The 21950-nt window shown below is 45.2% G+C and carries 19 protein-coding genes; 14 read left to right on the plus strand and 5 right to left on the minus strand.

Annotated elements, in window-relative coordinates; all coding sequences use genetic code 11:
- The first annotated feature begins 10 nt into the window (after positions 1 to 10).
- On the plus strand, positions 11 to 967 hold the full coding sequence (gene corA / locus NYE54_RS05415) for a magnesium/cobalt transporter CorA (RefSeq protein WP_339270597.1): 957 nt from the start codon (positions 11 to 13) through the stop codon (positions 965 to 967).
- Positions 968 to 1167: 200 nt separating this feature from the next.
- On the plus strand, positions 1168 to 1533 hold the full coding sequence (locus NYE54_RS05420; protein ID WP_076325558.1) for a YrhK family protein: 366 nt from the start codon (positions 1168 to 1170) through the stop codon (positions 1531 to 1533).
- A 212-nt stretch (positions 1534 to 1745) separates the two neighbouring features.
- Here the strand turns inward: NYE54_RS05420 and NYE54_RS05425 are convergent, their stop codons facing one another.
- Positions 1746 to 2351, minus strand: coding sequence for a hypothetical protein (locus tag NYE54_RS05425; RefSeq protein WP_339270600.1), 606 nt, complete (start codon positions 2349 to 2351; stop codon positions 1746 to 1748).
- A 288-nt stretch (positions 2352 to 2639) separates the two neighbouring features.
- Here NYE54_RS05425 and NYE54_RS05430 point away from each other — a divergent pair, with 288 nt between their 5' ends.
- The 4 genes from NYE54_RS05430 to rlmD all read left to right on the plus strand — a co-directional run bounded on the left by NYE54_RS05430 (position 2640) and on the right by rlmD (position 6573).
- On the plus strand, positions 2640 to 2930 hold the full coding sequence (locus tag NYE54_RS05430) for a YerC/YecD family TrpR-related protein (RefSeq protein WP_053489879.1): 291 nt from the start codon (positions 2640 to 2642) through the stop codon (positions 2928 to 2930).
- A 4-nt stretch (positions 2931 to 2934) separates the two neighbouring features.
- Entirely contained in the window at positions 2935 to 3699 is a 765-nt protein-coding gene (locus NYE54_RS05435; protein WP_339270602.1) for a CbiX/SirB N-terminal domain-containing protein, read from the plus strand.
- Positions 3700 to 3717: 18 nt separating this feature from the next.
- Entirely contained in the window at positions 3718 to 4599 is an 882-nt protein-coding gene (locus tag NYE54_RS05440) for a diacylglycerol kinase (protein WP_076325555.1), read from the plus strand.
- Between the two features lie 396 nt (positions 4600 to 4995).
- Complete coding sequence (gene rlmD / locus NYE54_RS05445; RefSeq protein WP_339270604.1) at positions 4996 to 6573, plus strand: 23S rRNA (uracil(1939)-C(5))-methyltransferase RlmD; 1578 nt, start codon at positions 4996 to 4998, stop codon at positions 6571 to 6573.
- A 254-nt stretch (positions 6574 to 6827) separates the two neighbouring features.
- Here rlmD and NYE54_RS05450 read toward each other — a convergent pair whose 3' ends face one another.
- Positions 6828 to 8591: an AIPR family protein gene (locus tag NYE54_RS05450; RefSeq protein ID WP_339270605.1), complete on the minus strand. Its 1764-nt coding sequence runs from the start codon at positions 8589 to 8591 to the stop codon at positions 6828 to 6830.
- 289 nt (positions 8592 to 8880) lie between these two features.
- Between NYE54_RS05450 and NYE54_RS05455 the strand changes: the two genes are divergently transcribed.
- The 7 genes from NYE54_RS05455 (at position 8881) to NYE54_RS05485 (ending at position 18266) form a co-directional block, all read left to right on the plus strand.
- Positions 8881 to 9594, plus strand: coding sequence for a hypothetical protein (locus NYE54_RS05455; protein WP_339270606.1), 714 nt, complete (start codon positions 8881 to 8883; stop codon positions 9592 to 9594).
- Positions 9560 to 10324, plus strand: coding sequence for an N-6 DNA methylase (locus NYE54_RS05460; RefSeq protein WP_339270608.1), 765 nt, complete (start codon positions 9560 to 9562; stop codon positions 10322 to 10324). The genes NYE54_RS05455 and NYE54_RS05460 overlap by 35 nt, the downstream gene beginning before the upstream one ends.
- Entirely contained in the window at positions 10314 to 11570 is a 1257-nt protein-coding gene (locus NYE54_RS05465; protein ID WP_339270610.1) for a restriction endonuclease subunit S, read from the plus strand. Before NYE54_RS05460 ends, NYE54_RS05465 begins: the two co-directional genes overlap by 11 nt.
- A 439-nt stretch (positions 11571 to 12009) precedes the next feature.
- Entirely contained in the window at positions 12010 to 14352 is a 2343-nt protein-coding gene (locus tag NYE54_RS05470) for a DEAD/DEAH box helicase family protein (RefSeq protein WP_339270611.1), read from the plus strand.
- A 4-nt stretch (positions 14353 to 14356) separates the two neighbouring features.
- Positions 14357 to 15832 (plus strand): class I SAM-dependent DNA methyltransferase, encoded by a 1476-nt coding sequence (locus NYE54_RS05475; RefSeq protein ID WP_339270613.1) that lies wholly within the window; start codon positions 14357 to 14359, stop codon positions 15830 to 15832.
- On the plus strand, positions 15829 to 17268 hold the full coding sequence (locus NYE54_RS05480) for a restriction endonuclease subunit S (RefSeq protein ID WP_339270615.1): 1440 nt from the start codon (positions 15829 to 15831) through the stop codon (positions 17266 to 17268). Before NYE54_RS05475 ends, NYE54_RS05480 begins: the two co-directional genes overlap by 4 nt.
- 302 nt (positions 17269 to 17570) lie before the next feature.
- Positions 17571 to 18266 (plus strand): hypothetical protein, encoded by a 696-nt coding sequence (locus NYE54_RS05485; RefSeq protein WP_339270616.1) that lies wholly within the window; start codon positions 17571 to 17573, stop codon positions 18264 to 18266.
- Between the two features lie 632 nt (positions 18267 to 18898).
- Here NYE54_RS05485 and NYE54_RS05490 read toward each other — a convergent pair.
- On the minus strand, positions 18899 to 19618 hold the full coding sequence (locus tag NYE54_RS05490) for a hypothetical protein (protein ID WP_339270618.1): 720 nt from the start codon (positions 19616 to 19618) through the stop codon (positions 18899 to 18901).
- A gap of 388 nt (positions 19619 to 20006) precedes the next feature.
- Between NYE54_RS05490 and NYE54_RS05495 the strand changes: the two genes are divergently transcribed.
- Positions 20007 to 20717 carry a hypothetical protein gene (locus NYE54_RS05495; RefSeq protein WP_339270620.1) on the plus strand — a complete coding sequence of 237 codons (711 nt, stop codon included), beginning with the start codon at positions 20007 to 20009 and terminating at the stop codon, positions 20715 to 20717.
- 353 nt (positions 20718 to 21070) lie between these two features.
- Here NYE54_RS05495 and NYE54_RS05500 read toward each other — a convergent pair whose 3' ends face one another.
- Both NYE54_RS05500 and NYE54_RS05505 read right to left on the minus strand, forming a co-directional pair.
- Entirely contained in the window at positions 21071 to 21343 is a 273-nt protein-coding gene (locus tag NYE54_RS05500) for a hypothetical protein (RefSeq protein WP_339270621.1), read from the minus strand.
- Positions 21340 to 21528 carry a hypothetical protein gene (locus NYE54_RS05505; protein ID WP_339270623.1) on the minus strand — a complete coding sequence of 63 codons (189 nt, stop codon included), beginning with the start codon at positions 21526 to 21528 and terminating at the stop codon, positions 21340 to 21342. The genes NYE54_RS05500 and NYE54_RS05505 overlap by 4 nt, the downstream gene beginning before the upstream one ends.
- Positions 21529 to 21950 lie beyond the last annotated feature (422 nt).

Below are 21950 nucleotides of genomic sequence, written 5' to 3' on the forward strand. Positions count from 1 at the left end.
AGAGCTTATCATGATTCGCACGTTCGCTATTACGCCAAGTTATGAAGCGGTAATCGGCCTTCCACTTGAAGAGATCCATATTGAGGATTACGCCTGGGTCTGGGTCGATTTCAGTGAGCCCACGCCGGAGGAGGCCCGGATGCTGGAGAGCTACTTTCACTTTCATCCGCTGGCGGTGGAGGACTGCCTGCACATCCTGCAGCGGCCGAAGCTGGATTATTACGAACAGATGCAGTTTTTTGTTCTGCATGCCCTTCAGCCGGATACTCTGGAAGCTGTCGAGGTGGATCTGTTTCTTGCACCTTCGTTTATTGTCTCCTTCCACGAAAAGGCGCTGCCCGAAATGAATGACGCTTGGGAACGCGTGACCTCGGTCGCCGGTAAGGGTCGGCTGGGTCAGGACGGTCCGAGCTTCACGGCCTATACGATCATGGATAAGCTGGTGGATCAGTACTTCCCCAGCTTGTTTGCCATCGAGGACGAGCTGGCCGAGCTGGAAAGCCGAGGCGAGAAGGATTCGGTCGAGGAGCTAATGAATCAGGTGTTTGCGCTGCGTTCGAGGCTGCTTCGCCTGCGGCGGACGGTTGTGCCGATGCGGGATTTGCTGTACCGGATCGTGAACTCGCAGCATTTGGAGCACCACGCGCACCATGCTTATTTTTCCGACATCTACGACCATCTGCTGAAGCTGGCGGACATGATCGAGGCCGACCGCGAAATGACGGCGGATCTTCGGGACAGCTACATATCGGTGAATTCGAACCGGATGAATACCATCATGAAGACATTAACGGTGATCACGACCATCTTCATGCCGCTCACCCTGATTGCCGGGATTTATGGGATGAATTTTCAGAATATGCCGGAGCTGGAGTGGCATTACGGTTACTTCTTCGTGCTGATTCTCATGTTTGTGCTTGGCGGGGGCATGGTGATGTGGTTTATGCGCAGAGGCTGGTTTAAATAAAAAGGTTTATTATGACGTGGACATCGTGATGCCATTCGGAAATAGAGGCATGTTAGTCAGAGTATCGGTGGTCCAAGTCCTTGCTGGGGAAGTTATCGGATAGGCGGGAAAGGTTGTCCTGCATCATAAGGCGAATGCTAAATCGCTGGGGTTTCTTGTTTCTCCGTAAGGGGTAAAGGCTTGCAGAGGAGGGACTGCATATGAAACTCAGGCTCAAACCACATCCCAAGAAGCGTTCATCGCGTCAACCAGATGAGCCTTTGCGTTCCCGGCTGCTGCGCCGGATGCTTCGCTTGGCTTGGAAGCGAAAACGAAAGCTGGCCGTTACGAACCGCTATGAGGTGGGCATGGTCATCAGTGAGATTGCGACCGGCCTGTTGTTCATTGCAGGCAGCATCATGATGTTCTATCCCCATATGAAGCGAATCCCGACCGTACTGTACCTGCTGGGCAGTATTATGATGCTGCTGCGTTCCGGTTTGCGCGGCTCCTATTGGTTTCGGTTAAAATCACTCGAAAGCGTCGAGAATAAAGAAGCCAGCCCCGAAGGGGACTGGACGCGCTGATGAGGATATATAGGTTGATAAAAGGATATGGCTCCGGTCTAGAGTAACAGACTGGAGCCTGCTGCATGATGTATGATGTTCGGATGATCCCGCCTATGGCGACCTTCAAACGTTTCTGCTAAACCAATTGTGTCAAATATCCTTCAATGATCAAGGATACGGTGTTTCTGTGACTGAGACGGTACGGTTTAAAGTCTACCGAGCTACATAGATCAACGGCGACGTCTACTTTTGCCGGATGGTCTGCGCGAGCCGGAGCGGCGCCGGCTTCCCGAGGAACGGCGGCGTCTTCTCGGTCTGTATTCGTAGGCGTCCTCATTCTGGTCCGTAAATGTGTTTGGAGAGGATCCGCTTTTGCCTTTCTTCTTAAGTGCGCCTGCCAGCACGGAGAATATGGGGGCAAGCTGCTGGAAGCCCTGCATGAGCTTTTGTACCTTGCCAATGTTGTTGACGATGCCGTCGATGCCGCCCATCCGGTCGATGAGTCCCTTAACGTCGCTCATATTGTTGACCCCGAGCCCGCCGAGGAGCTTGCTTAATCCGCCTCCACTGCCGCTGCCGCTGCTGCCTCCTCCGCCAAGGAGACCTGCCAGGCCACCGCCGCCGGAATTCGTGGATGGAGCCAGAGCCGAAGCCGAAGCCTCCATGTCCGTTACACCGTCAGTATATGGATATAACGCGGTTTCGCCCACTTCCGGATAATCGCTGTATGGAGAGATGCCAGGGTATGGCGATGGCGCCTGGGGCAGTGATTCATTTTCAATGAGGGAGCGCTGGTTGGTCGGTCGACGGTGATAATAGTGAGAATGACGCGTCATGATATCACTTTCCTTTTTGAGTTAAGATACAATACTGTATGATGCGGGCGGGCGATGGGTTTAGGCGGATGTCCCGATTTTCGGGATAGGAGCGGAATCGGGCGATAGCCTAGGAAGATTTTGGCGAGCACTGGAGATGCGAAATGTGAGCGTGTATAAGGGATGCTGCCTCTGGCTAATGGTTGTCCTGTAGTGCGTGAAATCGTTAATGCTTGAAAATACTATATCCGCTCGGGTACAATGGGAGTGCGAGTGTTATACACAGTAACAATAGGGGATGATCATCCAGTGCAATTAAAGAAGCTAAATGATAAAAGCATCGATCAATTATTCGAAGCGATATTAACCCTGGGCAGTGTGGAAGAGTGCTATGTATTCTTCGATGATCTCTGCACCGTTAACGAAATTCAGTCCTTGTCGCAGCGGCTGGAAGTGGCGCGCATGCTGGGCAAGGGATGCACATACAACCAGATTGAAGCAGAAACGGGAGCCAGCACCGCAACGATTTCGCGTGTGAAGCGTTGCCTGAACTACGGCAATGACGGTTATAAAATGACGCTGGAGCGTTTAGGACGTTAAACTTATGACGAAGCCGGGTGTGCTGGTTATTAGTCATGGTTCACGTGAACAGAAATGGGTGTCGCTGGTGGACGAAGCCGTCCAGAAGCTGGCCTCTCATATGGATATACCGGTCGTATCTTCGTACCTGGAATTGGTAGAGGGCCGTCTGATTCAGGACGGCATTACGGACTTGGAAGACCAGGGTGTCACCGACATTGTGGTCATTCCTCTATTTGTCTCGTCCGGCAGCACACATGTCGACGAAATAGCTTATGCTATAGGAGCGAAGGCCGTTCCGGACATGGAGACGGACCTGGCGCCGTTTCGGGTCCAGTCCCGGGTTCATTTTGGCACACCGATGGACGACGACCCCGAGATGGCGGCCATGGTATGGGATAAGGTGAAAGAGCTGTCCGTTAACCCTGCGAAGGAGGTTATTCTTCTCGTCGGACACGGCAGCCGGCATGATCTGTTTCGCAGCCGCTGGGAAAAGGGTATTAACTCTTTGGCACAGCGAGTTAGCGAGGTAAGCGGAACAAGCGCGGATTATGCCTTACTCAGTCCCGGCGATGTTCGGGACAAGGTGACAGCATGGATGGAGCGCGGCTGCGATGTGATCGTAGCTCCGCTTTTTTTAAGTGAGGGGTATTTTACGGAGAAGGTGATACCTAATCGGCTCGAGGGGCTTGAATGCCGATATTCAGGCAGAACCTTGCTTCCGCATCCGCTGCTGCCGCAGTGGATGGAGTCGCAGGCTAAACTTCTTCTTCTATCCTTGAAATCATAAGTAGGTGGCGTATCGTTAATGAGAAATGCAAGGTTAATCTATAATCCAACCTCCGGCCGGGAGGAAATGAAGCGTCGGCTTGCTGATATATTGAACCGTCTGGACAGTGCTGGCATCGAAACCTCCTGTCATGCAACAACCGGAGAGGGGGATGCGACCCGTGAAGCGGCAGATGCCGTCGAACGCGGCTACGATCTTGTGATCGCAGCCGGCGGAGACGGTACGCTCAATGAGGTCATTAACGGGATGGCTGGCAGGGATAACCTTCCGCCGCTCGGTATTTTCCCGCTGGGCACCACGAACGATTTTGCGCGGGCGCTCGGCATCTCGAAGAACTGGGAGGAGTATTGCGATCTAGTGATTCGGGGCGAGACGCGTCCGATTGACGTGGGCAAAGCGAATGATCGTTACTTTATCAATATCGCGGGCGGCGGTACGCTGACCGAGCTCACCTACGAGGTGCCAAGCAAGCTGAAGACGATGATCGGGCAGTTGGCGTATTATTTGAAGGGGATCGAGAAAATGGTCAGCCTCACGCCGCAGGAGCTCATCATCAACGCCAGCGGTCATCCGGCGATCCATGACGAATTCATGGTGTTCCTCATCGCCAACAGCAACTCGGTCGGCGGCTTCGACAAAATCGCGCCGGGCGCAAGCATTGACGACGGCTTGTTCGACGTCATTGCCCTGCGCAAGTGCAATCTGGCGGAGTTCGTGCGCGTAGCTACGCTCGCCCTGCGCGGCGAGCACATCAACGACAAGCGGGTCGTGCATTTCCGCACCGACTATATGGAGGTCGTCTCTCCGGGACCGGTTCAGCTGAACCTGGACGGCGAGTTCGGCGGCGTCCTGCCGGGGACGTTCCGCGTCCTGCCGCAGCATTTAAGGATTTTTGGCTGAGATGGGGCAGGTACAGAGGCGGAGGGCATCTGGGCGCGTAAGATGTGATGGTTGCTGCCGATGGCTCAGCATGGACTGATAGCATTAGTGAAGGATTGGCGATTGGGGCGATGGGCCATTGAACGAGATGGATCGTGCCGATATCGCCGCTTAGGCTTCAGGCTCTTGTAAGTAAATGATTGGATTTGCAGGCTGAATGGATTGAATAACATACGAGGCTCCCGTATAATGATGGACGTGAGCTTGTGCGCTAAGCTCCCTTGGGGGAGCTTTTTGTTGTTTAAGCGAATGAAGGATAACGGAAGATCATCCGCTTTTATTATGGATAGGTCTCCGATAGGGAATATAGAGTAGTAGTAAGGGACAAGTTGAACGGAAAGAAGTGAACAGCACATCATGAAGAAGAACCGCAAGGGAAGCGACACGCGACGCAGCGGCAAGCCGGCGGCTTCGGCGGCCCTCCTGGACCTGCCGGTGGCCAAGAATGACGAGGTCGTGATCGATATTATAGGAATGAACCATGACGGGGAAGGAGTTGGCCGTGCAGACGGCTACACCCTGTTCGTTCAGGGCGCCCTGCCGGGCGAGAAGGCCCGGGTGAAGGTGCTCAAGACCAAGAAGCAGTATGGCTACGCCAAGCTGCTGGAGCTGGTCCAGCAGAGCCCGAACCGCATCGCGGCCCCGTGCCCGATCTACGACCAATGCGGCGGCTGCCAGCTGCAGCATATGAGTTATGCCGGTCAGCTGGAATGGAAGCGCCAGCTGGTGGTGGACAATCTGGAGCGGATCGGGAAGCTGCGGGTGGTGCGTGAGGCGGAAGGTGCCGGAGAGACGCGTGTGGGCAACGAGCGGAATGGCACAGATGGTGGAGGGGACATTGAGAATTCTGAAACCAATGGGGCGTATCCTGCCGTGTCCGGCGATGATTCAGATCAAGAGGGGATCCTCGTGCGGCCGACACTCGGTATGAGCGAGCCTTGGCGCTATCGCAACAAGTCCCAGGTGCCGATCGGCGTAACGGAAGGCGGCCTGGTTGGCGGCTTCTACGCCCGGGGCAGCCACCGGATCGTGGACATGGAGACGTGCCTCATCCAGCATGAGCAGAACGACGAGGTCGTCAGCCGCGTCAAAGCCATTGGACGGAAGTTAGGCATCACCGCTTACAATGAAGAGACAGGCCAAGGCCTGCTTCGCCATGTCGTGGTCAAGATTGGTTTTGCTACCCGCGAGATGATGATTGTGCTCGTCACGAACGGCGAGCGGATACCGCGCGTGAACGAGTGGATCTCTGCGATCCGTGAAGAGCTCCCTGCCGTGGTAAGCGTTTGTCAGAACGTGAACACACGCAAAACGAACGTTATTTTCGGGGATGTGACCCGCGTCCTGTGGGGGCGCGAGGTCATCCATGATTATATCGGCGATGTGAAGTTCGCGATTTCAGCGCGGTCCTTCTACCAAGTGAACCCGGTTCAGACGGAAGTACTGTACGATAAAACGGTGGAGTATGCGGGATTAACCGGGGAAGAGACCGTGATCGATGCCTATTGTGGTATCGGTACGATATCTCTGTTCCTGGCCCAGCATGCCAAGAAGGTATATGGGGTCGAGATCGTGAAGGAAGCGATCGAGGATGCGCGTGCGAATGCGGAGCTCAATGGCATGAAGCATGTGGAGTTTGAAGTCGGCGCGTCTGAGGATGTAATTCCACGCTGGAAAGAGCAGGGTATTGAGGCGGATGTCATCGTGGTCGATCCTCCGCGTAAAGGGTGCGATCCGCGTTTGCTAGAGACAATTCTTGAGATGAAGCCGGTGCGGGTGGTGTACGTGAGCTGTAACCCGTCTACGCTGGCGAGAGATTTGAGGGTGCTGGAGGATGGTGGGTATCGGACGGTGGAGGTAACGCCGGTGGATATGTTTCCGCATACGGTGCATGTGGAGAGTGTCTGTTCCTTGATTTATAAGGGTTTTGAGTGAGTGAATAGGGGAGTTGGGGACCAAATGGGGACGCTTAGTGATTTCGCGTCCCCATTTGTTTTTGCGGTGTTAGAATTGTCAGTAGTGTAGCACTTGACTAAGTGAGGCCGTTTAAGATTATTCGCGGGGAACCGTACCATAAGTGACGGCGTAAAATTTGTGGAATGCAAGGCAGGTATTAATAGGATAAAAAAAAATAAGCTCCTTCCACAAAATTAGTGGAGGAGCTAGATAGTTCAGCTTAATGTGCTTGTTTAGTTCTTTGGAGAAACTAATTCAGGTCTATTTTTTAGCTCTTCAGTCAAATGATCACTAAAAGTGATGTTTTTTGCAATGTTTATTAACTCTTGTTGTGAGCTCGTTTTTTGATAATCAGAGAGAATCTCTTTTAGAATAGAAAAAGCGATAGTAATATTTTCTTCGTTGACATTATCAGTATCAATTCCAGCAAACTCTCGATCATTATAATCTGCATTATTAAGTATTACTGACACCAAAATTCTTCCAACGTGGAAAGGATAGTTAGTCGCAATTGCATCCTCTTGAGCAGTAGTTGTAACCATGCTCCTTAATGTACGCTCAACCTGTTTCATAACTTCAATGCTTATTAAGTAAATTTCTGGTTGTCTGGTTACAGGAAAAAGACGTCTATAGTCTTTTTCGTTTTTTGTAAGAGTGGTGGGATTAGATCTTGCTTTCGATGGATTTTTTTGTACAAGTGCGGTTAAGCATTGGGATAAATATTTAATTGATATTATTTTATTTCTTGGCTTTCCTTGATTCTTGTAAAAATTTTTCCTTCTATCATAGTAGAAACCTTTAGATAGTAAGTACTCCTCAATATTCCTCTGTACTGTGTCAGTTGCTCTTAAAGTAGAAGGAGGAACATAATTTTGTGAGTTAGTGGATTTAATTATTGCGTCTGAAGTTTCCTTTTTTCCTGTGATAACTATTTTAAGTAGTAGTGACCTTTTATCGTCCTCGAAGGAGCCGTTTGATAATGCATTAAATATAGTGTAAGAAGTTTGTAGACCATTAACGATCTGAATGTTGTCTAAGTGGAGTGTTTTTCCGGCCAAGGTGCCTTTTTCAGCAATAATTGTTACCCCATTATTAAGCCACCAGAAATCAAACTCAGGTTTTTCAGTAACTGTTTCTCCAATTTCTTGATTTACATCAGTATTGTTTTGATAATCCCTTACGTTTGATTCAAATAAATATTTACGAAGTGTTCCGTCTGAGTCAGAGAGGAATTTATAATACTCAAAAAGTGTTGTCGATGCTATATATCCACCTTGTTCTTGCTGGTAATCGATTGTAATCGGTGTTTCATTTAATTTTAATGGTAAAGAGTATGTTGGATTTTTTCGAGATAATTCCATCAAAGACTCGGCATCTACAATATGGTATGAGTACTCAATAATGTTTCCACCAGTGTTTTTAACTTTTTGCGATAGCAGAACCATTTTTCTTAGATATGCATCGTTCTGTGTGTCAGGACCTAATGTTTTGGTTTTATTGCCCTTACATACGTGATAATAGTTCACGAGAATCTTTGGATGTCGTCCAGCAATCTTCATCCATGTACTGTGAAATAGTTTTATTTTTTCAATTAGTGCAGGATTGAAAATTTCACTAAGAGTATCAAAATCGGTACCGAGTTGAAAAATATGCTCTGCTGATGCGATAAAGCGGTCTACGACAAGTTCTTCCACGGAATTAGAATTTTTATATTGCATAAGGTGAAGTTCAAGCGTTGGTTGATTAGTAGCTTTAATTTCATCTGGATCATAGATGAATTCACCGTTCAAGAATACAAAAAAGCCATCAACTCCACCATCTCGTGAAGCCCCGATAAGACCAGACTCGATTTCCTCGGAACCAATATCTTTATCCTTTAGTATTTGCTCGGCAGAGAAAAATTCAAATGCTATATCAATGCTTTTGAAGGCTCCAGTATTCTTATATTCTTCTATTATACTATTTAAAAGATACAACTGCGTACTCGTGGTAATCACGCTACTTCCCAAATATGATAGTTATATATTAACAAAAATTAAATGGTTGGTGAATACTGGATTTAACCTTGCCGTTACAGACAACGCGGAGAATCTTACCATAGACAACGAAAAATTGATACGTTACGGCTTATAGATAGATTATTTTGCCATACATTTACCCTGTTCCTTTCATAAGTGATCGAAGATAATTAGATCATACAGCCACCTTTAAAGGTGGAAAGTTAGATACGAGTGAAATCAAGTAATGGGAGTACCTGTTAATTCCTTATAGATTGGAGTGCTGATTATGGGGGAGACTCAACTATTATTTTGGAAACCAACAATTAAAAGACATCAAGAAGAGCTAACGATAGTTTTAGATTACTATAATAAAACCAAAGATTACTTTAGCAATATAGAAGAGGAATCAAAGGAATATGGAAATAAACTATTCCGAGAGTATCCAGGAGGGGAAGATACTGATACTGCCTCAGTAGCAGAATGGGCACAAGAGGAAAGCGTTGAAATGTATCTATCGTTATTGACTATGAAGTCCAATCACTTACTGATGACAATTTCTCTTTTATATCATACTTGGGAACAGCAGCTTATTCGCTTTACAATTAATGAGTTGAGCCATGACCTTACATTTATTAAAAAGGCATTGGAGTTCAAAGAAGTTCAAACAATATTCAGGTTGCACGGGATAAATATCCCGGATACTATTTCATGGACAAAAATTCGAGAACTAAAGTTTCTTACAAATACAATTAAGCATGGCAATGGTGAGTCTGCGGATAAGTTGAGAAAGATAAGACCAGATTTCTTTCGTAGTGATCTATCTGGTGATTCATTTGATACTCTGGAATTGCATGGCGCAGTTCTGCTAAATGGGCACACATTAAGAGTCACAGAAAAAGACCTTGAAGCCTATGTATCTGCTGTTACTTCATTTTGGGACGAGATGCCAGAAAGAGCATATTGTGATGTTGATACATTACTCAGAGAGGCAGAGAAATAGTTTTTTTCAGTGTGGCTTTGGCCCGGGCGCGTTCTTCGGAACGGTTGGAAATTGTCCAGTTAATATTGCTGATATAACTTCAGGGCTTGGTTTCACCCAAAGGGGACTCATTAATGAACTGGAAGTTAAAGAGGCTGTCTCCTATGAATTAAAAGAAAGTCTTGTTAGAATACAACAAAAGTTGGCTTTGTTATTGGATTTAAATGTTGTGGCGGAACAAAGGAACATTGTAACTGAAAACGTTGACGAGTCAGTTGTAGATCTTGTGGTTTATAACGCTCCTATTGCGGGGAAGGTCTCGGCGCTGGACATTAATCCAGAAGGAAGTATTCTATTGAGGGAAATAAAAACGACTGAGGTTGATCTGCTGTGCCTTGATAGAGCGATGAGAATAGTAAAGCCTGGGGGCTATGTGTTAACGCTGCTTTCAGCGGGATTTCTTTTCAAAGGGGGAAGTACGCAAAAAGTTAGAGAGTCTCTTCTAAAGGAAGCACATGTTAAAGCGATTATAACGATGCCATCCAATTCGCTTATGCCTTATGCAGGGGTATCAACATGTATGATATTACTGCAAAAAAAAGCAGCGGAATTAGTTAAGCCAAAGGAAGTTATAATGGCCGATTTCAGTCATGTCAAGCTAGACCGGAAACTGAAAACTAGCCCTGTGGATATCGATGAATTTAATGAACTATGCCAATTGATCGCTGGAGGGATGAACAGTGGGAATTAAATTAGTCGAATACGATAAGTTGCAAGAAAGATGGGAGCCTATATTTTACCTTAAGCAACCATCTGAGAGGATTTATGATGAAACAAGGCTGCTAGAAGAGGTGTGTGATATTTTACCGGACAGTCGCAGGGTGAAATTTGATCAGAGGGAGGAGTATTTGCAATACGTAGATGGGAGTTGTATCGATAAAAGGACCGGAATGATAACGGAATGTAAAGAGGTAACTGAGGAAGTTTCCAAAAGGCTGCGTTATCGTATGACGGCAGGAGATATGTTGATCCCGCTAGTAGAAGTTGGGGTAATGGTACCGACTATTGTTTCCTCACCTCAGGACCGGTTTATCCTGGTATCAGACATTTTTGCAGTTGTTACTCCAAAGGTAGACCCGCTTTATCTTTATTGTGCTCTAACGACTGAATATGTTAGGGATCAATTCGAGGCAAGAAGCAAAGGTGCAGTTATCCGTAGAATCAGCTTGTCAGACCTGAAGGAAATAACTATACCTTGGCTAACTGAAGAAGAGAGGAAAGAAAAAATCCAAATGATTAAGCTGCAACTTAGCCATTTGGAAAATGAAGACAAGGAAACTATCTTAGAAAAAATCGATAAAATTGTTAGTAGTCATTATAGCATAAAAGTTCCTAATGATGCTATTGGGGCAGTAGTTAAATTACCGTATTCAGAACTGATTGAAAATCCACTATGGACATATGCGGCACTTAATCCCCAAATTTCTGAGTTTCAAGAGAAGATTCGGGGATGTGGGAATGTATATACATTGGAAGAGGTCTGCTTAACTATTGATTCCGGGGTTAATCCAACAAAGGAAAAGAACGGAGAGATTGAAATTGGGATAGTGAAATCGAAGAACATAGAAGTACTTACGCTTAAGGATGAGTTTGACACTATTTTGGTCGAACACCCCCGAGATAAGGAAACCCTCAACGTGGATGATGTATTATTTCGGCATAAAGGTACTATAGGCCCAGCTTCAATTGTAGAGCGGGAAAACCAAGGACTTCTTTTTCATGACCACTTATTGAGATTAAAGGTAGACCCAGAAATTATCGACCCGAGCTATCTTGTGATTTTGCTAAATTCTTTTGTAATCAGGGAACAAGTTAAACAATATGTAACCAGTAGTACCATTAGCTTTATATCCAAACAAAACTTTGGCAAGTTATTAATTCCGATACCCACCATTAACGAGCAAAAATCGCTTGTTGATCAGATACATCAACACTAAAGGGAGCCCCCTGAGATATCCATATTCAATAAATCCATCTCAGGGGACTACCTTCTTAATAATAATCCAAAGGAACTACTTGTAAGTATGATATTATAGGAACTAGGAACATCATGTCGAATTGATAATTATGAGTATTCTTGCGCTTTAACGAACATTCGTTTCCTGACAGCATAATAACATCATCACATGATTGAATGTTGTAAGTGCATATTCAGCCTGTTAATGATGAGGTGGATATATAAACACAAGTAACGTTGCCTTTCTAGCAGGAAAGTGGCCAATCCTAGCATTACTTGGTCAATTAACTGAGGAATACCTTCATAAAGACCCCAATACAGCAATGGTCAAGATTCGTCAGTTTGGGGAGACGTTTTAATGAATTTCGAAGAACTATAATTTAGTTAGAAATACCATATGAGAAAGGGAGTGATAATTCGTGATCAACAAAAAGCAGATGACTGAAGAAGACATCAAGCTCCGCTATATCACTCCGGCTATTACTACAAAATGGAGCGTTGATCATATTACGATGGAAACCAAGATCACAGACGGTAAAATCAACCTGAAAGGTAATCTTGTGTTCCGTGAAAAGCCGAAGAAGGCAGACTATGTTCTTTATATCCATGCGAATAATCCCATTGCTATCGTTGAGGCAAAGGACAACAATCACTCTGTATCCTTCGGATTGCAGCAAGCGATGACCTATGCGCAGATGCTTGATGTGCCGTTTGCGTACAGCTCCAACGGTGACGCTTTTTATGAGCATGACTTTCTGACCGGACAAGAACGGCAGATTCCTATGTCTGAGTTTCCCTCTCCCGATGAGCTGATGGCCCGTTATCAGGCTGCAAAGGGTCTGTCCGATAAAGAGAAGCACGTCATCTCTCAGCCTTACTACACGAGCCAGACCACACACGCACCGCGTTATTATCAGCGTAATGCAGTCAACCGCACTGTAGACGCTATTGCAAAGGGGCAGCAGCGACTTCTGCTTGTCATGGCTACTGGTACTGGTAAAACCTACACGGCATTTCAAATCGTCTATCGCTTGTTGAAAAGCGGCACTAAGAAAAAAGTGCTATATCTTGCAGACCGCAATATTCTTGTTGACCAGTCCATACAGCAGGATTTCGCTCCGCTCGAAAAGACTATCCATAAAATCAATTTTGCAAAAGATGACCCCATCACCATCACTTCTCATGAAGTTTATTTCTCGTTGTACCAGCAGCTTGCTGGAAATGATGATAGTGATGACGGCACGTCGGATGACGATTCCGTCATGCGCTTTGCGTCTTTGTTCCAGAAAGATTTCTTCGACCTCATCATCGTGGATGAGTGTCATAGGGGTTCAGCAAAGAAGGACAGCAACTGGCGTAAGATACTCGATTACTTCTCTTCGGCTACGCAGATCGGTATGACCGCCACGCCGAAGGAATCAAAATACATTTCAAACATCGATTATTTTGGTGAGCCAATTTACAGCTATAGTTTGCGCGAAGGTATCGAGGATGGTTTCCTTGCACCATTCAAGGTAATCAACATCCGTACCAATATAGGCGAAGGCTGGCGTCCGTATACAGGTCAGCTGGATAAGCACGGTCGGGAAATCGAAGATCGTATTTACACCAACAGCGACTTTGACTACAACATCATCCTCGAAGACCGCACATACGAGGTCGCCAAGGAAATCACGGAATACTTAAAAAATACGGATAGAATGCAGAAAACGATTGTGTTCTGTGCAACCGAGGATCATGCCGAGCGGATGAGAATCGCGCTGGTCAACCTTAACTCGGATATGGTGAAGAACAACCCGGATTATGTGGTTCGCATAACAGGCAGTGATGTGTACGGCAAGAGCAAACTCGATTATTTTATTTCCGTGTCTGCTCCGTACCCTGTGATAGCAACGACGTCGAAACTTCTCTCCACCGGTGCGGACTGCAAGATGACGAAGTTGATTGTCCTCGACCAAATGATCGGCTCTATGACCGAATTTAAGCAGATTATCGGTCGCGGTACTCGGCTCCGTGAGAAGGAAGGGAAAACACACTTTATTGTCATGGATTTCCGCAATGTAACACGACTGTTTGCCGACCCTGAGTGGGATGGCCCCATTGAGCAGGATGATGATTACGGCCAAGGTGGCACTAAACCTGGTGGTTCTGGCCCTATAACACCTCCCGGCCCTGGCCCTAATCCAATAGAAAAACCTATTGTTGATGAACAAGGTTGTACGGTCAAGGTAATTGGCAAGACTGTTTCTGTGTATGACGCCAACGGCAAGCTGCTCCGACAGGAAAGTATCATCGATTACACCAAATCCAACATTCTAGGCACATACGCTTCACTTGATAACTTCATCCACCAGTGGTCTGCCGAGGAGAAGAAAGAACACATCCGTGATTTGCTCTTGGAGCGCGGTATTGATTTAGAAAGTATGAAAGCTGACCAGAGTTTGTCCGATGTGGATGACTTCGATTTCATCTGTCATGTTGCATTCGACCAGAAACCGTTGACGCGGCGGGAACGTGCTAACGGCGTAAAAAAACGTGATTTTCTCAGTAGATTCCAAGGGGCGGCTCGTGACATACTAGAGGCCCTCCTTGAAAAGTATATGAATGCTGGCATTTATGAGATTGAGAAAACGGAAATATTGAAGCTTGACCCGTTCTTGAAATTCGGAAAGCCATCAAAGATTGCACAGTTTTTTGGCGGCAAGGATGGATATCTGAAAGCCGTCAAGGAACTGGAAAAAGAACTATATGAGGTAGGTTAATTCTATGAGCATATCAAATTTCATTAAAAGAATTCGTGACATCATGCGCAATGACTCAGGTATTAACGGTGACGCCCAGCGAATTGAGCAAATTGCATGGATGTTGTTTTTAAAGGTATATGACGCCAAGGAACAGGACTGGGATATGGACGAAGATGATTATCAGTCTATTATCCCAGAAGACTGCCGTTGGAACTGTTGGGCTGTGGATGACAAGAGCGGTAACGCCATGACAGGTGATACTTTACTGAACTTTGTTAACAACACGCTATTTCCAACGCTCAAGGAGCTGAATGTCACACCTGACACGCCTATTAAAAAATCCATTGTCAAGACGACCTTTGAAGACGCCAATAACTATATGAAAGACGGTGTCCTTCTTCGTCAGGTCATCAACGTCATTGACGAACTGGATCTGAGTGATTATGAGGAAAGTCATGCTTTCGGTGAAATCTATGAATCCATCCTGCGTGAATTGCAGAGTGCAGGTTCTGCTGGTGAGTTTTACACGCCACGTGCGGTAACAGAATTCATGGCGAGAGCCATACAACCGAAAATCGGTGATAGGATGGCGGACTTTGCCTGCGGCACCGGAGGCTTCATTACAAGCTGGCTGAAAGAACTCTCTCCGCGGATTCAGAACACGGATGACCAGGCTGAATATGATAACTCGATCTATGGTGTTGAGAAAAAGCAGTTCCCGTATATGTTGTGTATTACCAACATGCTTCTTCATGGCCTTGACATCCCCAAGATCTATCATGACAACTCTCTATTGCGGAATGTGCTGGACTATACGGAGGAAGAACAGTTCGATGTTATTTTGATGAATCCTCCGTACGGTGGGAGTGAAAAAGCAGACGTCAAGAAGCACTTCCCGGCCGACCTCGCTAGCAGTGAAACGGCAGACCTTTTCATGTCTGTCATCATGTATCGACTGAAGAAAAACGGTCGTGCAGCGGTCATCCTGCCGGACGGTTTCTTGTTCGGCACGGACAATGCGAAGGTTTCCATCAAGAAGAAACTCTTATCTGAATTCAATCTGCATACCATTATCCGTATGCCGGGAAGTGTGTTCTCGCCTTATACACCGATTACAACCAATATTCTGTTCTTCGACCGTACAAAACCGACCACAGAGACCTGGTTCTATCGTTTGGATAAGCCAGAGGGATATAAGAACTTCTCCAAAACAAAGCCTATGAAACTTGAGCATTTCGCACCGGTTGTCGATTGGTGGGTTAATCGGCAGGAACTAAGTGTAGACGGTTTTAACAAGGCAAAAAAATACACAGTCCAGCAACTTTCCGAGGAGTTAGGGTATAACCTCGACCAGTGTGGCTATCCAAATAAGGAAGAAGAGGTTCTAGACCCGATGGATTTAATTCTGCGGTACGAGGAGCAGCGGGCTTCGCTGAACGCCGAGATTGACCGGGTGTTGGCCGATATTACTTCTCTTCTTGGTGGTGCGAAGCAATGACCCCACAAGAACTGAAAAACAGTATTCTTCAATTAGCAATTCAAGGTAGACTGGTGGAACAGCGCCAGGAGGAAGGCACTGGAGAGGAACTGTTTCAGCAAATTCAAACTGAAAAGCAGAAACGCATCAAAGCTGGGACAATCAAGAAAGAAAAGCCTCTTCCAGAAATTACAGAGCATGAAAAACCATTTGACATTCCAGAGGGGTGGCTATGGACTCGATTTGGCTCCATCATGCAGCTTTTGTCAGGGCAGGATATGACTCCAACAGAATACAATGATATTGCGAAGGGTATTCCATACATTACAGGTGCAAGCAACATTGAAAACTCAGCCATTATTATCAATCGTTGGACAGAGTCTCCAAAGGCTATTGCCCACAAAGGTGATTTGCTGTTGACGTGTAAAGGGACTGTTGGTAAAACTGCGATTCTAACCGAAGACGAGGTTCACATTGCCCGACAGATAATGGCTATTACTCCATACGGAGTTGAAACAAAGTATATAATGTACTTTATTGATACCCAAATTAAGGCACTTAAGTCACAGGCAAAAAGCATGATCCCCGGAATTGAACGAAACAATGTTTTGAAACTCACTTTTCCGCTCCCGCCCCTTGCCGAGCAGAAACGGATTGTTGCCAAAATCGAAGAACTGCTACTGTACATCGACCGCTATGAACAGGCGTGGAGCAAGCTTGAAGATTTCAATAAGCGTTTCCCTGGCGATATGCAGAAATCAATCCTGCAGATGGCCATTCAAGGCAAGCTTGTCGAGCAAAACCCGGAGGAAGGCAACGGCGAGGAACTGTATCAGCAAATTCAAGCTGAAAAGCAGCGGCTTATTAAAGCCGGAACTATCAAAAAAGTAAAGCCTTTGCCGGAAATAACCGAGGATGAAAAACCGTTTGATATTCCTGAGAGTTGGAAGTGGGTAGCCCTTCAAAATATTGCTATATCAATTGTTGACTGTCCGCATTCTACGCCAAAGTATTACGAGTCTAAAACCGAATATCACACCATTGATACAACTTGTATAGATGCGAATGGAACAATCATAGGATGGCGTTATGTTGATGGTCCAACGTATACGTCTCGAATTTCCCGTTTAGAGCCAAAAGAAAGTGACATCATATACACTCGAGAAGGATCTATTTGCCGAGCTGCTATTCTTCCAGATTCAAAGAAAATATGTCTTGGGCAGCGGGTAATGCTTATCAGATGTTCAGAAGGAGTTTTGCCACAATACTTAAAGCAGTTCTTGATGGCACCTCAGACGGTACTATCGCTTACAGCCAAGCAGCGCGGAATTGGTGCAAAGCACATAAACGTATCTGATGTGTGTAGGTTGATGATTCCCCTCCCGCCTCTTGCCGAGCAGAAGCGTATTGTTGCCAAACTGGAAGAAATCCTGCCTTTGTGCGAGAAATTGAAATAAGTTTGGACTGCCTGTTATATACGGTTGGAATAGAAGAACTAAGATCAATTGGGCATAACTAGATGATTTTATTGTGCGGTTTCTTAAACCACTCTTCCAAACAACCTTAACATAATACTCTGGGGGATTGTGGTTTTGCTCAGCTACACTTCAGTGTTCCGAACTTCAGTCCCAACTACGAAGGGCACCCATGCGGGTGCCCTTAAAATTTGCTTTAAAGATGATACGGTGAACCGTACCATAAGTAACGGCGAAATTTTTTGCGAACATTGGATAGAAGATAATATTTAGGGGGGCTACAAATGAAGCATGGCGCTATTTCATTGATGGATGTATTAGGGTGGAAAGGAATATGGCAGCGAAAAACAGATGCAATATCAGTACTTAAGAGCCTAATACGTGCTTCACAAGTTTGGATTGATAGTTATAAAGAAGATTCTTTAATGTCATCACATTTGAGTGATTTAACGGTAGAAATCAGGAGCATTTCTGACACTATCGCTTTGGTTACATATGGAGAGGATATCAATAAAGCAATTGAATTTCATGGTATTATTAATCGATTTTTAGTTTGCAATTCAATTTCCAGAAAGATACCTCTTAGAGGAGCAACAGCTTATGGAGAGTTAGAATTAAGTGAGAATATAATGGTCGGTCCAGCGGTAGATGAAGTAGCTTCTTGGCATGAAGCATCAGACTGGATAGGTGTATTTCTAACTCCATCAGCACTATTTCAATTAAATACAGCTAATTTTTTTGGCAGTCGATTTAATCTCGAAAGTGAGACTGGAATTTATACACGTTATAATGTTCAAATAAAAGGGATGGGAACTTACGACACCTACTGTGTCAATTGGCCTACGATGTGGGAATCTGGCCGTCAAGGCTTAACTCAAAACTTTTTAAAAATGGGTCCAATAACCCCGGCTATTGCAAGTAAGTACATCAATACATTAAAGTTTTTCGATGAACAAAAGCCTCAAAGTTCTGAAGCTTAAGTCTAAAAGTTATAATTCAAACGCAGAGGCTCTTGTGGGGCTTCTGGGCAAGGGAAAGCCCCTCCGCTATATCGCCAGCGGAAGGGGCCATGCTTAAAGCTTCTCAGTCTCCTCGTTTAAGTCAAGCCCGATGCTGCCGGCACGCTCTCTGTTGTAAAGGTAATTCTCATCATAATCAATTTGGGAGTCGTCCGCCGTTCTATTCCACGCCGACTCCTTAGCCGCGTGACCTACCCGCACCATATGATGCATGTGCTTTTCTGGAGCAGGCGTATCGGGCGATTAGATTAATCGGAGGGACAGTGTCATAAGTGACGGCGAAAAATTGGATTGAAGGCGGGAAATCCATTTCCCGCATCGTCTGCTCCCAATAAGAAGAACGGCCTGTGCTGGTCAAGGCGAAACGTGTCTTCCTCGTCGTCGGTAAACTCGGCCTCCAACTGTCGAAAGTACTTCGCACTGTGCTCGGTTAATGCTGCGGACACTATTCCGTCCCGGCGAAGGTCTTCGACGTCCTGCGGGTTTGATGTTTAGCATGATCGTCCCTCCTGAAAAAGTTGAAGACCCCTCGTGAAAGGGGTCTTTCTTGAATTGAAATGGAAATGCATAATTGAATTCACAATAGTTTCATTTTATAACTCGGTATTTAACTTTGTTTCTCCGAAACTGGTCAACTGGGCTAAGTTCTTGTCGTAGGCAAGCAGAAACAAATGAAGTGATTGCTCTACTTGGGAAAACCAGCTTTTATGATCTCTGTATCGATCAATCGAGATATTGTTTATCTTCTCTAATGCTTTCAACAACGATTCAATCATGGTGCAGATACAAACGATAATTTCAAAGAATATTTGGTAGGTGTAAAACTCAACAAACAGCAATCCCATGAACGTTCCTTGAACTTGAGAATTTGGATGAACAAATTTACTTAGTCGTTGATAAACTTCGCGCTCCTTCTTTATATTTACAGGATATGTATCTGTCTTATTAAACCTGTCTGTTGCTAACCAACTCTTTATAGTTGTGGGTGTTTTCGTGAATGATTCAAGCAACCATATTGTTTCATATCCCTTGCGTATTAATAAATAGCATTCTTTTTCAAAAGCATTGCCCAATAATCTATATGATCCCACAACTAGGTTTACAAAATCCGACGACAAAATCGTTTGGGCAAATTGTAAATGCCTTAAATCTTCACGTGTAGTTTTGGACTTCTCGCATTGCTCTTTGACTGAAAGCAAAAGATTAATATTTTTCCAGAAGAAATCGTCACATTCTGTTTCAAGAAAAACCCTAGCTTTATTAGCATTTAGTTCATAATGATCTTTTAGATTGATCTTGATCACACCTAACATTGAGTACTGTAACTTAAATATAACAGAAAAAGCTGTCCCCCAAAAAACTTACCGTTACAGACAGCGGGGAGAACCGTAACCATCGGTGACGGCGAAAAAATATTCGCCTCGCCATATATTCGCCCTGTTCCCAGTCTTCTTAATCAGTGATAATTACTCTAAAAGTAGATGAGCATTATAGACAGTAATACTTTTAGGAAACAGGAGGCGGGGACGTAATGCCTTTTACATACCAAGTCAAGATTGACTTTCATAGAGATTGGGCCAGATTACTAAAACATAATATTGAGTTACAAGGATATAAAGTTAGGCAAGGGACATTGACGAAAATATAAGCTTACAATACTTCAATTTACAACGTCGTTTGGTTACACCTGTCCTGAGAGAGGTGTTATTCTCTAATAACTTTACTTGTCCGGTTCAGCTTCAAGCTGGTCTGGATTCTGTCGTAGAGAAAATAGCTAAAGGCGAGTCTATAAAATCTAATTTAAGTAAAAAAATCGTGAATCTAAAATATAACGATGATTTATTGAATGATTGGGGAGTTTACCACCTACATTTGGGGACTTCTTTAGACAATGAAGGATTTGTCGAGCGTACAGGCCCTCTGCTCTTGGCAAGGTTCGACAACGTTAAAGCATATTTAATTAATATCATGCCACACGGAAGTTGGACTAAAAAAGAAATAATTACTACAGTTCATAAGAATTGGCCAGAATCAATAGCTCATTTTAAGATGAAGCTGCAAAGACTAGAGAAAGAGATTACAGACGAGGATCGAAAAAGCTTGAGAAGGTTACATGCTAATACGGTGGTAGAGATGGGGGGTGGAGTCATCTATGGCCCTTTAGGGGGAGGCTATACAACTTCAGGATTGAATGCGGAAGTTCTTCGAGTAAGCGATTTTTGTTTTAATCAACTTAGTCTTTATGAGATCTGGATAAAGGAAAATATATCAATTTTGAGAAAAAAGTTAAAAAATCTGAATGCAAATTTTGGGGCAATATTAATCTTTTCACTTGAAGTTATAGATAATATAGCCTACGCGCTTGAAACTGTCTCAAAAGTTCGTTTTAAATTAGGGCCAGTGCTACCGTAATAAAAATGATTTGCGATTTCATATCTGTACCGACTAACCAACTGCATCGCGGCTGCTCACGCGTCGACAGGGAGCTCTCTTTTGGCCGCTGATCTATTCGCACCATATGATGCGGCGGACGCTGTTGGAGCAGATGTATTGGGCAATTAGATTAATCGGGGGAACGGTGCCACAAGTAACGGCGAGAAATGGTGGTTTGGATTTAAGTAAGAGATTATAAGTAGGGAGTGAGGCCTATGGCGAAGAGAAGACCAAAAAAGCAGGGCAAAAAGCGTCTTCATGAGATTGCAAGTATGAAAGAGCTATCTTCGAATGCAACAAGTTTGGTAAATTTGAAGCAGGCTATGCCGGTTTTAAGTCCATTTCTTAAGGAGTTTGGGGCTGAAGTTGATAAGATAATAAGTCCTCGTCACATCCTCCATGTACTGAATCACAGCATCCTGTTGCTCCACCGGGACAAATTTCAGAATCGCCGCTGTGATTGCCTGTTCACGCGCTGCTTCTCGGATCTTAATCTCTTCAAGCCCATAGTGCGTATAGCCGCCATTGCTTCCATTGGTGAGCTTGTGCTTCATCTCGATAGCCTTGATGGCGGTGACCGGACTGACTACTTCCATCTTGCTCAAGTGTCGAATCCCTTCTGAATGACTTCATCCAGTAGTTCCAGATCGTGTCGGATGCGCTTCGCACTGTCTTTATCGGCCAGTTCTTTCTCCAGCGTGGCTTTGGCCTTGGCACGTTCTTCGGCGCGGTTCTCCTTATACTGTGTATTGCCCTTTTCTCTTACCTTATCCCGCGCTGAATCTTCCAACGCCTTTTTAACGGGTCTACCTTCGCGTGTAGAAGTTCAATCGTAAGTCCATTTACAATCGCTTCCCGGCGCTGCTTGATTTAAGAGTATATGGTAGGAACGCTGATCGGGAAGCCGTTATCATTACACCACGCCACCAATTCCTTCACAGGTGTACTGTCATCAATTATCTTGTCCAGGAATGGCTTGTTATTCCCTTTGACCAGCGCCGCTATCTTGCCGGGCATGAATTGTGTTCGTGTTTTTTAGTCGCTCTTGCTTTTTCCTCATCATGCTCACCCCGTATCGTTAAGCTATATTAACGTAATATAACGATTTGGCTACGAATTAAAGGTGACTGAACCGTCTGTTAAGGTCGGGCCGGTTATCAGAATCCCACAGGAGGCACTAAGAAAGTTCACCCTTGAAGACAACAGGAGGTA

The organism is Paenibacillus sp. FSL K6-1330 (assembly GCF_037976825.1).
Classification (GTDB): Bacteria; Bacillota; Bacilli; order Paenibacillales; family Paenibacillaceae; genus Paenibacillus_AQ.

What these genes read in the sequence shown, in the direction of transcription:
- NYE54_RS05485 (WP_339270616.1), top strand. Translation starts at nt 17,571, where the DNA reads ATGAAGCATGGCGCTATTTCATTGATGGATGTATTAGGGTGGAAAGGA.
- NYE54_RS05435 (WP_339270602.1), top strand. Translation starts at nt 2,935, where the DNA reads ATGACGAAGCCGGGTGTGCTGGTTATTAGTCATGGTTCACGTGAACAG.
- rlmD (WP_339270604.1), top strand. Translation starts at nt 4,996, where the DNA reads ATGAAGAAGAACCGCAAGGGAAGCGACACGCGACGCAGCGGCAAGCCG.
- NYE54_RS05460 (WP_339270608.1), top strand. Translation starts at nt 9,560, where the DNA reads ATGTTGATACATTACTCAGAGAGGCAGAGAAATAGTTTTTTTCAGTGT.
- NYE54_RS05420 (WP_076325558.1), top strand. Translation starts at nt 1,168, where the DNA reads ATGAAACTCAGGCTCAAACCACATCCCAAGAAGCGTTCATCGCGTCAA.
- NYE54_RS05425 (WP_339270600.1), bottom strand. Translation starts at nt 2,351, where the DNA reads ATGACGCGTCATTCTCACTATTATCACCGTCGACCGACCAACCAGCGC.
- corA (WP_339270597.1), top strand. Translation starts at nt 11, where the DNA reads ATGATTCGCACGTTCGCTATTACGCCAAGTTATGAAGCGGTAATCGGC.
- NYE54_RS05475 (WP_339270613.1), top strand. Translation starts at nt 14,357, where the DNA reads ATGAGCATATCAAATTTCATTAAAAGAATTCGTGACATCATGCGCAAT.
- NYE54_RS05490 (WP_339270618.1), bottom strand. Translation starts at nt 19,618, where the DNA reads ATGTTAGGTGTGATCAAGATCAATCTAAAAGATCATTATGAACTAAAT.
- NYE54_RS05480 (WP_339270615.1), top strand. Translation starts at nt 15,829, where the DNA reads ATGACCCCACAAGAACTGAAAAACAGTATTCTTCAATTAGCAATTCAA.
- NYE54_RS05440 (WP_076325555.1), top strand. Translation starts at nt 3,718, where the DNA reads ATGAGAAATGCAAGGTTAATCTATAATCCAACCTCCGGCCGGGAGGAA.
- NYE54_RS05455 (WP_339270606.1), top strand. Translation starts at nt 8,881, where the DNA reads ATGGGGGAGACTCAACTATTATTTTGGAAACCAACAATTAAAAGACAT.